Origin of the sequence: Novipirellula rosea, from assembly GCF_039541335.1 — a bacterium.
GTDB lineage: Bacteria > Planctomycetota > Planctomycetia > Pirellulales > Pirellulaceae > Novipirellula > Novipirellula rosea.
This window is the reverse complement of the sequence record NZ_BAABGA010000029.1, coordinates 300,136-314,657: the sequence shown is the minus strand read 5'-3', so window position 1 is coordinate 314,657 and position 14,522 is coordinate 300,136. Positions and strand designations below refer to the sequence as shown.

The following is a 14,522-nucleotide window of genomic DNA, read 5'->3' as shown; positions in this document are numbered from 1 at the left end:
CCCGTTCCCTTCGCCTGTTGTTGGCCCCATCAACCGGTGTCCTTCGATCGGTGATGGGCCTCGCAATCACCTTGCTGGCTTGGTGATACACTCTCCTTCTATTCATCCCCTTTCTACTTAGCGTTCATTGCCATGCTTGATCCTAGAAACCGATTTGCTCGCAGGAATAAACGATCGCAACGGCCCCAACGCCGGCGTCGGATTTTAGAAAGACTGGAATCCCGGCAACTGCTGGCGGTTCTCGCGGGCGAGGTTTTCCAGGACGACAACGGTGACGGCACCCGCAATGCCGCCGAAGTCGGCGTGCCCAACGTTCGAGTCTATGTCGATGCCAACGACAACCGTCAATTTGATGCAACCGAAGTCGCGGTGCAAACCGATGCTCAGGGGCAATACCAATTCGACACACTTGCCGCCGGGACACAGACGATTCGTGTTGACTCGGGCAACCAGCGTCAAACCAGCCCCGGTGCCTATTTTGGTACGACCTTTTCCAATACGCCACTTGGATCGACTCAGCTGTACCAGATGAGCGAAAGTGGCGAAGCGTTCCTATTAGGAGCCCCGCAATCGACCTCGATCCGAGGCTTGATCCGCACCAATGATGGCCAGTTTTACGGAGCGGGATTTCAGGGCGGTGCCGGGTTCTATCGCATTGATCCGCAAACCGGTAGCGAAACGCTGATCTCGCCTGCCGGTTCCGCCGGATCCGCAGGCCTGGCCTACGACGCGCAAACCGACACGATTTACACGCTGTCGCTTACCGCAGGATCCACCAGCGTTCGCACGCTGCATACCCTTGACCGCGTAAGCGGCATCCTGACGGAGGTTTCGACCAGCGGTCTCGACTTGCCGGGTGGAGTCAGCGATATAGCGTTTGATACAGTCAACCGTCGCGTGGTCGGTTTCGATAATGCCAATGATCGGTTTTTGGCGTTTGATCTGAACGGAACCGGTCAGCTACTCGCCCCCGCGCAGCAATCGATCGACAGTTTCTCGTTGGCTTTCAACGGGACTGAGTTTGTCATGTTCGACAACGCTGATGCCGCCAAGCAAGCGGTGTTGATTGTGAATCCCGACACGGGCGTGGTCACGAGTGGCTTTAACGCCTCGATCGCCCTTGGATCCGAAGCGTTGATGTATTCCAAGGGAGGCAACATTGCTCACCGCGTGAATCTGACTGCGGCCGACAGCGTATCAGGGTTCGACTTTGGCCTCGCTCCGCCGCCGCCACCACCACCCGCAGGCACGATCGAAGGCCAAGTTTGGTTTGATGTCAATAAGAATGGAATCCGCGAACCCAGCGAAGACAACTTGGGTGGCATCGAGATTTACATCGACGCAAACAACAACGGTAAACTGGATCTCGGCGAACCGATCCAAACCACCGATGATGTCGGTCGCTACGCGTTTACCAATGTCCCCGTCGGCGACCATGCGATTCGCCAGGTGATTCCGCGAGGCTTTTACCAATCGTCGCCGAACGCCTACTTTGGCACTTCGTATCCTGCCAACAGCGACAAAACTCAGCTATTTGAGATGTCGCTTGACGGCACCGTCCGCCGGATTGGTACCCCGAGCTCTCGGCCGATTTACGGTTTAGTGCGAACCAATGACGGCACGTTCTACGGATCGAATTTTGTCACCGATTCGATCTATACACTCGATCCGTTGACCGGCCAAGAACGCGTGGTCGCGACGCTGGCGAACGAGATTGCCGCAGGGCTTGCCTACGACGCGTCGAGCGACACGATCTACACGGTCGCTCGCAGCTTGACGGCGCCGAACGAACAACAACTCGCTATCTTTGATCGCGCCAGCGGTCGTTTGGTACCGGTCGGCAACTCGCTTGGCGGCCTCGGAAACGTCAGCGATTTGACATTCGATTCGGTCAAGCAACGCATTGTTGGATTTGACAATACGAGCGATCGATTTTTTGAGTTTGATCTGCTCGGCAATGGTCGTCTGCTCGCACAAACCTCACGACCGCTCGACAGTTTTTCGCTGTCGTTCAACGGCACCCAATTTGTGATGTTTGACCAAGGCAGTGTGGGTCAACGCGCCGCGGTGTTTGTCAATCCTGATACAGGGCAAGTCACTGCGGGATTCTCGGCATCCGAAGCGGTGCCGTCGGAATCGCTGTTCTATTCGCGACTTGGCGACGTGGCGCATCGCGTTACGGTTACCGATCTCGGTGCGGTCAACGCGGATTTTGCGCTCACCAATGCGATCATCGGCATCACGGTCACCGAAACCGATTTCGAGACCGTATTTTCGTCCTCGGTACGGCGAGACGAATTCCTGGTCACTCTGGACACGCGGCCCGCCACGGATGTGGTCATCAACATCACCACCGATCCGCTGCAACTTTCGCCGGTCACGTCCAGCTTGGTATTCACGCCGGATAATTGGCAAACTCCACAAACGGTCGCACTGGATCTGGTTGACTCCGCACCACTCGGGGCGTCTGACATTGTGATCTCGGTCGACACCGCGGTTTCGGACCCTGCTTGGGTCAACCTGCCTGAGACAACCATCACCGCCCAGATTGAACCCGAGGTCCGGCCCGGCGAATTGGTGATCAACGAATTTTACGGAGGCACGAATCCCTACATCGAATTACGAGGTCCCAAGGGAGGCCGGATTGGCGACAACACTTACTTTGTAATTGTCCAAGAGGATTTCTTGGATGAGGGTGAAGTGGCTCAAGTTTTTGATCTCAGCAATCAACCGCTTGGTGACAATGGTTTCTTGGCGATCGTGACGTCGGGCAACAACTATGACATTGATCCTCAGTCGGCTGTACTGCGATCAAGCACCACTAATTTTTCGGGACTGCCCGGCGGGATTCACACCAGTGACTCGGTGGCGTTTTCATCGATCGGCGGTTGGACCTATATGCTGATCCAAAGCGATGTCGCTCCGACGATTGCCGATGACATCGACCTTGATAACGATGGTTTTATTGATGACGATGGTGTCGCTGGTGCGTGGAGAACATTCGACTCGATTTCAATCCACAATTTTGTCGGCGGCCCCGACCTTGCTTACGGAAATATTGTGTTTGTGGACCGAGGTGTCGGAACCTCGCGGATCACCACACGACCAGGTGTTCCCATTGTGTTCAGCAGTGGTGCAGGATACGCGGGCCGAATTGGCGATTCGATTGGCAGCGACATTGACGACTGGGTTTCAGGGCCAACCCAAGGATCATCAACCAACCTAAGCCTTGTCTCGGGCTTCTTTGGCCCACCGGCGCCAGTGCAGTTCCAAGGTCTGCCGCTGGATCACTTGGGCACCAGCAACTTTGTCGGCGGTGTTCGCGGAACCTTGTTCGAGAGCCCTCCGAAGGGCGATGGTCCCTCGCGTGATCCGGTGCCTGCAGCGGGCTTGACCGTGTTTGCCGACACTAACCGAAACGGAATCCTCGATGTATTAACCCATGTCGTTGAACCCGATAACTTGATCACGCGTGACCCGATTAGCGGCGTCGTGACCGAAAAGAATCTGTTGCACGCTGCCCCCGGTGTTTCGATCAGCGAAGTTACGTTTGGCGACATCTTTGATGACAACGTCACCTCTGAAAATCAATACAATTTCCCGATCACACTACAAAACCGCATTTTTGCTCGCGGTGGGATCGATTGGTTTACGAGCAGCAGTCGTCTTCGTTTCGATTTCTTTCGCCCGGTGTCGGCCATCGCAATTGATGCGATTGCAAACGACTCTTCCTTGAGCGTGACGTACGGTCGACTCGAAGCCTACAACGCAGCGGGACAACTGCTTGGTTTCGTCCGCAGCAACCGGCTGATCAGCAGCGCGCGGCAAACGATTTCATTGTCGCTTCCGAACGAAGAAATTGCCTACGCGCTTGCCTATAGCGATGACTTCCAAGGCGGCAGCCCCTTTGGACGCTTTGACCGTTTTGTCTACACCCAAAGCGAGCCGTTTGACGTGACCGATGAAAACGGGGTCTACGAGATCACCAATCTCTTCCCAGGCTCATACGACGTCACGGTCGCAGGCACCGCAGGGACCACGCCACTTGTCGGCGCCGCCCCGAAACCGATCGAAGTGACTCGCTACGAGAACTTTGAATTTATCGATGACGTCCGTGGCAACTCCGCACCCACGGTGCAAAACGAAACCCGCTTTACCATCCAAGAGGACATAGCGTCTGAAGAGGTCTTTGGCACGATCGTTGCCAGCGATATTGATGGCCAAGAGATTCGATTCTCGCTGGCGAATAATATCGACGCCAACGGCGCCGACATCGGTATTGTCATCCACCCCTTCACGGGCGAGCTTAGCTTTGCCTCAGGTGCGCGTCCTGATTTTGAAACCAATCCCGAAGTGCGTTTCAGCGTGTTGGTGACCGATTCATTAAACGCGTCAGCGATCACGCGGGTGGTGTTGACGGTCGAGGATGTCAACGAAGCCCCGGTGGTGAATCGCGAACCGCTATTGATCCCCGAAGGCTCCACGCCAGGCGATGAAGTCGGTGTGATCGAAGCGGTCGAACCGGACACCGCCCGTAATCAAACGCTGACGTTTACCGTCACCGGAGGTACTGCCGCATCGATTCTCGACGTCCATCCGACCACCGGTGTCGTCAGACTCAAAGATTCGGCGGTGATCGACTTTGAAACCACCAGTGTTTTGACATTGGATCTCGAGGTCAGCGACAATGCGGTCCCACCCGCAGTGACCACCTTCACCAAACAGATCATCATCGAGGACGAAAACGATGCCCCCGAGCTTCGCACCACGTCACTTTCGATCCCTGAAAACACCACGGGCCAAATCGCTAAATTGCTGGTGAACGATTCGGATGTCGGCCAAACGCACCGATTCGAAATCACGGGTGGATCGGGATCAGGATTGTTCCGATTGACTCGTGGCGGCGAACTATTCGTGCTGGAGTCGACGAAACTCGATTTCGAGACGAACTCGAGCTACACGCTGGATATTCTTGTCGCCGACAACGGCACCCCGCCGCTGTCGACCCGAACGACGATGAATATCCAGATTACTGATACGAATGAATCGGCAACGCTGAACACCAATAGCGTGGACCTGCCTGAAAGCGCAGCAGCGAACGAATTAGTGACGATTTTGTCAGTGGTCGATCCCGAGGGGTCTCCGGACATTCACGAGATCTCGCTGGTTCCCTCGGATGCCGCCGAGAACTTTGCCTTTGATCCCGAAACGGGAGAACTGCGAGTCTCCGAAAACGCGAATCTCGACTTCGAAACACGACGTGTCCTTGAACTGCAATTCGACATCAGCGACACCACGGGCGCAAGCGCAACGCTTCGTCAAACGTTACGAATCGAGGTATTGGATCGCAACGATGCACCCGTCATTTTGACGAACCAGTTCAATGTTTCCGAAGCCGCCCTGCCGGGTGACTCTGTCGCATTGATTCGTTTTAGCGACGCCGATCGAGGCGATTCGGTCACGCTGTCGATTAGCGGAGGAACCGCAGCGGAATTGTTTGTGATCAACCCGAGCACGGGAGTATTGAGCGTTGCCGCGGGAGCCGGATTTGATGCCGAAACCACCCCCGATTTGACGCTCGAAATTCGCGCCACCGACACACGCGGCGGCGTGCAAACCAAGACCATCGATGTGCACGTCAACGATGTGAACGAGGCTCCGGTATTCACAACCACATTGAATATTCCGAACGCGGAAAGTGGCAAGCGATTTAATTTCCAATTGCCCCCCAATTTTGTTTCCGATCCCGAAGGTGGATCGTTCACGATCACCGTGTTCGACAGCAATGGGTTCCTGCCACCTTGGCTGCGATTTGATGCCGCCACACAAACCTTTAGCGGCACCCCATCGCCAACGATGGTGGGAAGCTATCCATTGACGATCCGAGCATTCGAAGCCGGATTGATTAATTTGTTCAACACGTTCTCGTTCACGATAAACGTTGGACTCGGACAAACGCCGTTCAACAAGCAAGCTGATCCGCTGGATGTGGACGACAACGGAAGCGTCACCACCAACGACGCGCTTCGCGTTATCAACTTTATCAATCTCAATGGCGCCGGCCCCATCACGACGATTTCTGATTCGTTCAACGGGTTTGTGGATGTCAACGGCGACAACCTAGCCACCGCACTCGATGCGTTGCTGGTGATCAATGGGCTAAAACAACGAGCGTCCTCGGCTCAATCCGAGTTCATCGCGCCACCATCGGCCGTTGCCCAAGACGAGCTTGATGATCGGGACAGAGCCAATGATTTGGCGCTCGCGGATCTGTTATCCGAATCGTCCCTGTTCTGATCAACCGACACCTTCCTGATCAACAGACGCGGTTTCTGTTACGATACCCACGATTGACGATGATCGAACGTGGAACTGGTAATGGAAACTGAGGGCTCAGCAACGAACGCTTCCAAGTCGCTGGACTTGGAAGCAATTGACCCACGCGAGGTGTTGCGCGAGCGTTTTCAGCTACGCTCGTTTCGACGAGGGCAACGGGCGGTCATTCAGCGGCTACTGCAAGGCCGCAGCGTGGCGGCGGTGTTTCCGACCGGCGGCGGCAAAAGTCTGTGCTATCAATTGCCCAGTCTGCTGTTTCCCGGCATCACGGTGGTGGTGTCGCCGCTGATCGCGTTGATGAAAGACCAATGCGATTCGCTACAAAAACGAGGCATCGGGGCGATCCGGCTCGATTCGACTCAAACACCAGCCGAGTTTCGCGATTGCATGCGGAGCATCCGCGATGGGCAGGTCAAACTGTTGTACGTGGCCCCTGAACGATTTTTCAACGAGCAATTCATTGCGTCGCTCTCGACGCTCGACATCTCGCTGTTTGCGATTGACGAGGCGCATTGCATCAGCCAGTGGGGGCACAATTTTCGCCCCGACTATCTAAAATTGGCAGACTTGACGCGGCGATTTTCGGCACAGCGAGTACTGGCGTTGACCGCGACCGCCACCCCAACCGTCTTGGGTGACATCAAAAAGGCGTTTGGGATCGCCAGCAGGGATGCGATTCGAACGCCTTTCCACCGCCAGAATCTGCATTTGCGAAGCATCGTTTTGAGCAGCGAAGATCAGTACCCGCATCTGCGTTCGCAAATCGTTTCGCGGCCTGCCGGTGCAACGCTTGTCTATGTCACCACGCAACGCGCCGCCGAAGAAATCGCTCAACAGCTTTGCGACGATGGGGTCACTGCCACCGCCTACCATGCCGGCATGGAGATCAACCGGCGAATGGAGGTGCAACATTCGTTTCAAAAGTCGAAAAAGGATGTGGTGGTAGCGACCATCGCTTTTGGAATGGGCATCGACAAGTCAAACATCCGCTACGTCTATCATTTCAATCCGCCCAAATCACTCGAAGCCTACGCGCAAGAAATCGGACGCGCTGGCCGAGACGGAAAACCGTCGCTGTGTGAATTGATCATCGTCCCCGAAGACCGAGTGACGATCGATAATTTCACCTATGGTGACACCCCTTCGCGATCAGGCGTGCGGAAGATGATCGAGTTACTGCGAGGCAATCGTGACGAATTTTTTGTGTCGCAGTATCGCTTGTCCGCCGAATCCGATATCCGCATTTCAGTCGTCCGCACCTTGCTGACTTACTTGGAACTGGATGGCTATTTGCAAGCCACGTCACCTCGCTACGAAAAGTACAAGATCCACCCGATCCTCAGCTTGAAATCGATTCTAAATCAACTCGCGGGCGAACAGCGGACGTTCATCGAAGCGGTGTTGTCGCATCTGACCAAAGGGCGGACATGGTTCATTTTAAATGTGACATTGGCGGCGAATCGAATGCAAACCGATCGAAAATCGATCGTGTCGGCAATCCAGTGGATGGCCGAACGCGGTTGGCTCGAGGTCAAAGTCAGCGATCTTGTGCACGGCTATCGCTGGATCAAAGAGCCCAAGAACGCAAACAAATTGGCGGACAAATTGACCGAGCAAATGGTGCAGCGTGAAGCCAGCGAAGTGAACCGGCTGGATGCGGTACTGCAATTGGCTGCGGCCCAGTCGTGCCAAGCCGCCATGCTGGCGGCCCACTTTGGTGACGAGATCAAACAAGATTGCGGTCACTGCAGCTATTGTCTTGGTGAGGGGCCGTTTGAGATCCCTGCGGCACCGCCGCGATCGCTCGGCGGATCGGCGACCCGAATCGTCGACGAGATGATTGCCAAGTATCCCGATCGTATGGTCACCGCACGCCAGCGCGCTCGATTTTTGTGCGGGCTGTCGACTCCCGCAATGTTTCGATCGCGAATGACACGCGAACCTCACTTCGGGGTGTGCAGCGAGATGCCGTTTGTCGATGTGTTGCGAGAAGTCGGTGGCGAGCCTGATTAGGGACGCTTTGCATCGACAAGCTGGCTGTGGATTTGCCGTGCGATGGCTTGCGAATCGAGCGGTTCAGTGACATCCACTGTGCGAATTTCGGCAAACGACCGGAACCATGTCTCTTGACGTCGGGCCATCTGCCGCGTGTGTGCGGCAATCTCTTGCTTCGTTTTTTCGAGGTCTTCTTCTTGCGACACGCTCGGCTGCGACAAACACTCGAGCAATTCGCGATACCCAACGGCCTGGGCCGCCGTACGAGAGAGGTTGCCATATTTGGCGGTCAGTTCACGGACTTCGTCCACGAAACCACGTGCGAACATCTGATCGACGCGGCGGTTGATTCGATCATGCAATTGTTTGCGATCCCAGCCCAATCGAAACACGTTACAATCCGCTGCGTCACGTACTTCATCAAACTGAAGCTGACGATGACTTAGCGGTTGCCCGGTATGGTAGGCCACTTCGAGTGCCCGGATCATCCGCCGCACGTCGCCTGGATCGATGCGATGGGCTGCTAAGGGATCGACTTGCTGCAACCGTTTTCGCAGCGCCGGAATGCCAAACTGTTTGACGTCTTGTTCGACCGATTGGCGAAACGCCTGATCGGCAGGCGGACCGGGATCAAATCCACGCAGGACGCCTTTGAGAAACATCGGAGTCCCGCCGACGAAGATCGCGGGTTTCCCCTCGGCGGCAAGCTGGTCCACGATCGCATGGGCCGATTGCAAGTAACACGCCACGCTGAATTCGTCCGTGGGATCGACTAAATCGATCAGATGATGCGGCACGATCTGGCGATCTTCGCGGGTAGGTTTCGCGCTGCCGATGTCCATATCGCGGTACACGGCGATGGAATCGAGCGACAGCACTTCGCCGCCCGTGATCCGAGCCAATTCGATCGCGACCGAGCTTTTGCCCGATGCGGTCGGTCCCGTGATGACGATGGCTCGATCAACCAGCGGCGGAAACGTGGTCGGTTCCGATTTTACGTTCGTCCGCTCAGTCATTTTGCCACAAACATTTTGTCACGAGGCCAGCCTACTCACGATGATGGGGGGCATCCATTGTCTGTACCCCAGCCCCATTGTAAACAGGTGTCAAACCTGTTGCGAACGGAGAGTACGAGTGGTCACGCAATGGCAAACAACGAGTATCGACTTGGCTAGCGGCACGGCGCGAGCCTCGGTTGTACGATGCAACCGTGGCTAACGACAAGCTGCAACCGTGGCTAACGCCAAAACGACCAGTCCTGGTTACCAGCGATACCGTGGGTGACTACACCTGGACTTCGAAGATCGCTTCGATTTCCACTGCGATTCCACCGGGCAACGCGTTGGTGCCGAGTGCACTTCGCGCGGCCACACCGGCGTCTTCGCCAAACACGTCGCGGAACAACTCGCTACAACCGTTGATCACGGCAGGTTGCTTGTCGAAGCCGTCGGTACAGCGAACCAATCCGAGCAATTTGACCAACCGGGTGACCTTATCGAGGCTGCCCAGATGAGTTTGCAGGGTCGCCAACATGCCCAGCCCGGTCAAGCGAGCGGCTTCGTACCCCGCTTCGACATCCATATCCAACCCCAGTCGTCCGGTGATCAACGACTTATTGGGCTTCAGCGGGCCGTGGCCCGACAGATAGGCCATGTTTCCCGCGATCACGATCGGCTTATAGACACCGACTGGTTTGGGCGGCGTGGGCAGTTCGATTCCGAGTTCTTTTAGCTTTGCTTCCGCATTCATCTGTTTCAAGACTCCAGGTTGGATCGAGGACGGGGTGGGAATTGCGAGTCAATATTGCATGGTTCAAGAAGGAAAGCGTACCCGGTCGGAGCACGCTTTCCAACGCGTCTGCGGCTCGCATTTTCAAGAAGACTTCTTTCCGTAAACCGAGTTGGGGTCGACCAGTCTTTCGTCGGCCACCGCGGCGGCCCCATCGGCGCTCACCGTGCGAAAGAAACAGCTTTCGAAACCTTCGTGGCACGCCGCCCCCTTTTGCTCGACTTTCAGCAGGATTGTGTCGGCGTCACAGTCCACACGAATTTCGACGACTCGTTGCTGATGACCGCTAGTTTCGCCTTTGCGCCAAAGTTGGTTACGACTGCGGCTGAAATAGACCGCGTAGCCTGATTTAAGCGTTTCATCGAAGGCCTGAGCGTTCATCCATGCCATCATCAACACGCGATTGCTGGTAGCGTCTTGCGCGATCGCTGGCAACAAGCCGTTGGTGCCGCGGCTGAAATTGGGAATCGCAGAATCATCAGTGGACATGGCGAATCGATATTGTTTTACAAGCGAGAGGGTGAAGCCAGACAACCAGCCCGTCAGGGCTGGCGCGGTGAAGTATTTCGTAGCGGAACTCGTCAAGAGTTTCGGGGGGCATGCGTCAATCGAACGAAAGTCTTGACGACTTCCGCTACGCGAAATTAACACAAACCCGATAAGACAAAATGCTTCACAGCGTTGCCGTAAGGGGGGCAAAGACGAAGGGCATTATAGAGCGATCCCGCAGCAGCGGAACGACTGGAAAATTCGGATTAATGCGTGCACGCTTGCATTGCGATGCATTGGCCAGCCGAAGACTACTACTACAGCTGTAGCCAGGATTACAGCCAGCGACGGGCTCACAGCCAAAAACGGGGAAACACGCCCCTGCGGGCCGAGCCCATCGCAGGCAGCCAAATTCGCAGGCAGCGGCTTTCCCGCACCGCTGATTTCAGGACCGGAGTTTCTTGCGTCATGTCGATCCCCACAAAGCTTTCCGTTGTCCTGGTGGTTCGCGATGGTGAAAGCCGGATCGTTGCCCGTGTCGAAAAAGTGATCGTGGGACTTGCCAAATTAAGGCTGGATGCCGTGGAAGTAGTGGTCGTGGATGATGGCAGCCGCGATGCGACCCCCGAGGTGCTCGACGAACTGCAACAAGAATGCCCTCAAGTCCGCGTCGTTCGCCATTCACGCCCGCGTGGCTTGGAAGCGGCTGGCCAAACCGGACTCGAACGAGCCACTGGCGAATTGGTGTTCATCCAAGAATCCGATGCATCGATTCGTATCGAGGATCTACAGAGACTGTTGGAGTTGAGCGAAGATCATTCGGTGGTTGCGGCGCGCGCCGAGAGCAAAGCGGAACCGATCGCGGCCGAACTGCTGCGTCGACTGCGAGCCTCGGGAACGTCGGCGGATCTGCAGATGGAAATCGCATCGGACGTCGCCGAAACCTCTTGTCTACAAATGGTCCGCCGCCCGCATTTGCAGCGACTTGCCGGCCCGCGAGGAGACCAAATTCGCTTGCAAGGCGAAACGCTGCGAACCGCTTCGCTAGTCCATTAAACCGCCATCCGCTAAGCCGGCAGCCAGCGATCATCGGGTGACATCCCGTGAGCCGTTTGGACTCAGGTTGTAAACCATTTCCCCGATAAGGGTTATGATTTCCTAGCGCAACGAAATGCTTCACAGCGTAGGCCAAAGCGGCTAGTTTGCCGGCTCACAAAGGCCTATCCGCTTATTTGCCCAAACCCAATTCATTGATCTCGCTAGCCCACGCTTCCCAATCATTCGCCGCGTTTTCGAAGTTCGCTTGCATCCATCGCACCGGAGTCTCCGGCAACACTCGCGGTGGGAATTTGCTGCCGCGAAACAGTGGCAACTGACTGCTGTCGCCCATCGCCAATCGGTCTTCGGTTTCGGGACGGACCAAATAATCCGCCAACAAACCGGCTGCGACCGAGTGCGGCGCGTTCTTCAGCACCGCAATCGTATTGGGGATCCGCAGCGTCCCGGGTTGATCGGACGATTGATCCGGATAAACGATTGCCACCGAGCGGCCCAAATCACGCTCGATCACCGCGTCGTCGGTATCGGTCAATCCCCAGGCAACTGTGCCTGCCGAAACAGCCTGGGCGACTTGCTTGTTGCCCGACAGGATCACGGCGTTATCGCGGATTTGGCTCAGTAGTTTGAGTGTCGCTTCACGCCCCTGAATCTCACGCAAAACAGCGAAATGAGTTGCCGTGGTGCCAAACAACGGACGCGCCATCGCACATTGGCCCTGCCATTTTTCGTCCGCAAGATCAGCAACCGAATCGGGATATTCAGTGGCGTCCTGGATCCGATCGGTGTTCACCAGCAACACCCGTGCTCGGGCGGCAAATCCACACCACGACCCATCGCTGGCGATCATATCGGTGGGCCACCCCGGATCGACATTCCAGGACCGCTTCTCGAGCAACCCCAACTTCTGCAACCGCACGGTATGCATGATCTCGTTGTTCCAAAACAAATCACACACCGGAGCGTCTTTCTCGGCAATGATGCGGTTGACCAACCCCACCGTCTTGGTCGATTCGACATCAAACTTGCCAATCACACTGGTTTCGTGATCCGTCGAACGCTCGAACGCGTCCAAGATCGGGGCGGCAAACTCTTCGTCCAGTGCCGAGTAGACCACGACATCGCTCTCGGCACGTTGAACGCAGCCACTCGCAGACAGCAGTGCTGAACAGAGAACCAGAAACGAAGTAAACTGAGCGTATGAATGGAACACTATTTCAAATCGGGTTGGCGGCAGGGGTGCTTTTTATCGGGATGGCTCGCGCCACCCTCGCAGACGACTTTCGCAAAGCGAGTGGTCAACATATCGAAATCACGTCGGATGTCGCGTCCGAATCCGAGATTAACGAATGGGTCACCTCGTTTGATGCGGCCGTTGACCAATGGCGTGCGTTTTGGGGACTGCCCGAGCACGCCCTCGATTCATGGAGTGTGAAGGCGTTTGTGATGCAAAACAAGACGCCTTTCCAGCGTGCGGGGCTGATCGAGCCACGGGTTCCCGATTTTGAACAAGGTTATGCGCTGGGGAACTCGCTGTGGATTTTGAAACAACCGAGCGACTATTACACCCGTCATCTGCTGCTGCACGAGGGGGTTCACTCGCTGGCCTTTGACCAATTTGGTGGAGCCGGGCCCTCGTGGTTCATGGAAGGAACGGCGGAATTGCTCTCCACGCACTCCGGTTCCGGAGCGACCACTCAAATCAACCAGCTTCCCGTGGATCGTGAATCGGTTCCCTACTGGGGGCGATTGAAATTGATCCGCCAACGACGCGACGAGAACGCAATCCCCACACTCGAAACGGTGATGCGATATCCCAACAATTTAAACGGCGACGCAGAGCGTTACGGGTGGTGCTGGGCAGCCGCGATGTTATTGTCCGAGTATGACGAATACCGTGACGTGTTTGTCGCCGCGGCACGCAGTGGACGCGACAGCAGCAGCAATTTCACTCGCCAAATCTACCAGCGATTGCTGCCCGAGTGGCCCGCTCTGATCGCCCGCTGGCGGCTGATGTGCCACCAATTGGATTACGGATTCGATTGGGAACGCGAACGCGTCGAACTCGCCGTGGACGATCCACGCTGGGACGGCCAACCGATTTCGCTAGACATCGCCGCCGATAAAGGATGGCAATCCCTAGGTGTCCGCTTGCCGGCGGGAATTCGCTGTAAAATTTCAGCTCAAGGGCGATGTGTGATCGCGAAACGCGACAAAGAATGGCAGAGCGAGCCCAACGGGGTCACGATTGAGTACGTGAACGGACGGCCGCTTGGACAGCTGACCGCGTGCTTGGTCCCGCTGAGGCATAAAAGCCAGCCGCTGTGTGAGCCGCTCGAGATTGTTTCGGTCAACGAGCAAACCGAGCTAAGAACCACCACCGAAAGCTGGCTTGTACTGCAAATCAACGATAGTGTGGGCCAGCGAGCGGATAATGCGGCGAGCTATGCTGTTGAGCTCTCCACCGCAAACTGACCAACGCTTACCGCATTTCGATCAGTCGAGTTAAGCGGGTCAATTCAAAAATGCTCCGCAGATTTTCGTCTGCATTTTCGAGCACCAATTTCCGACCACTTTTGCGAACAAGCAACTGCAAGCGGATCAATTCCGACAATTCATGGCTGCTAATCCGCTGCACGTGGGCAAAATCAACCAGGATCACCTCGTCTGCTCCCTCTTCCGCCAATTGGCCAGCGACTGCGAGCCAGTGGACTCGAGTTTCCGCAGATGCGGCCGATTGACGTTGTTGATCCAGTCCAGCATTCATTGGTTCGATCCCGCTTGAATGTTTGAGAAGTACGAACCGTGATTTCAAAGCATCCGGCATGCCGTTGCCGACCAATCGGAAAGGAAATCAA

The 14,522-nt window shown here is 55.9% G+C and carries 9 protein-coding genes; 4 read left to right on the top strand and 5 right to left on the bottom strand.

Annotated elements, in window-relative coordinates; translation table 11 throughout:
• The first annotated feature begins 132 nt into the window (after positions 1-132).
• Positions 133-6,297, top strand: coding sequence for a cadherin domain-containing protein (locus ABD971_RS11110; RefSeq protein WP_345322001.1), 6,165 nt, complete (start codon positions 133-135; stop codon positions 6,295-6,297).
• 81 nt (positions 6,298-6,378) lie between these two features.
• The gene (locus ABD971_RS11105) at positions 6,379-8,349 is read left to right on the top strand and encodes a RecQ family ATP-dependent DNA helicase (RefSeq protein WP_345321999.1); all 1,971 of its coding nucleotides are present in this window, start codon (positions 6,379-6,381) and stop codon (positions 8,347-8,349) included.
• On the opposite strand, the gene miaA is transcribed toward ABD971_RS11105, so the two are convergent.
• The 3 genes from miaA to hisI form a co-directional block, all read right to left on the bottom strand.
• On the bottom strand, positions 8,346-9,347 hold the full coding sequence (gene miaA / locus ABD971_RS11100) for a tRNA (adenosine(37)-N6)-dimethylallyltransferase MiaA (protein WP_345321997.1): 1,002 nt from the start codon (positions 9,345-9,347) through the stop codon (positions 8,346-8,348). The genes ABD971_RS11105 and miaA overlap by 4 nt on opposite strands.
• A 268-nt stretch (positions 9,348-9,615) precedes the next feature.
• A complete protein-coding gene (locus ABD971_RS11095; RefSeq protein ID WP_339940084.1) occupies positions 9,616-10,080 on the bottom strand; it encodes a RidA family protein in 465 nt (154 codons plus the stop codon).
• A 123-nt stretch (positions 10,081-10,203) separates the two neighbouring features.
• Positions 10,204-10,608 carry a phosphoribosyl-AMP cyclohydrolase gene (gene hisI, locus ABD971_RS11090; RefSeq protein WP_345321995.1) on the bottom strand — a complete coding sequence of 135 codons (405 nt, stop codon included), beginning with the start codon at positions 10,606-10,608 and terminating at the stop codon, positions 10,204-10,206.
• A gap of 468 nt (positions 10,609-11,076) precedes the next feature.
• Here hisI and ABD971_RS11085 point away from each other — a divergent pair, with 468 nt between their 5' ends.
• On the top strand, positions 11,077-11,664 hold the full coding sequence (locus ABD971_RS11085; RefSeq protein WP_345321993.1) for a glycosyltransferase: 588 nt from the start codon (positions 11,077-11,079) through the stop codon (positions 11,662-11,664).
• Between the two features lie 172 nt (positions 11,665-11,836).
• On the opposite strand, the gene ABD971_RS11080 is transcribed toward ABD971_RS11085, so the two are convergent.
• A complete protein-coding gene (locus tag ABD971_RS11080) occupies positions 11,837-12,877 on the bottom strand; it encodes an extracellular solute-binding protein (protein ID WP_345321991.1) in 1,041 nt (346 codons plus the stop codon).
• Here ABD971_RS11080 and ABD971_RS11075 point away from each other — a divergent pair.
• Positions 12,865-14,139 (top strand): hypothetical protein, encoded by a 1,275-nt coding sequence (locus tag ABD971_RS11075; protein ID WP_345321989.1) that lies wholly within the window; start codon positions 12,865-12,867, stop codon positions 14,137-14,139. The two genes, ABD971_RS11080 and ABD971_RS11075, sit on opposite strands and share 13 nt — an antisense overlap.
• A 7-nt stretch (positions 14,140-14,146) precedes the next feature.
• Here the strand turns inward: ABD971_RS11075 and ABD971_RS11070 are convergent, their stop codons facing one another.
• Complete coding sequence (locus ABD971_RS11070) at positions 14,147-14,431, bottom strand: STAS domain-containing protein (RefSeq protein ID WP_339940074.1); 285 nt, start codon at positions 14,429-14,431, stop codon at positions 14,147-14,149.
• Between the last annotated feature and the right edge of the window lie 91 nt (positions 14,432-14,522).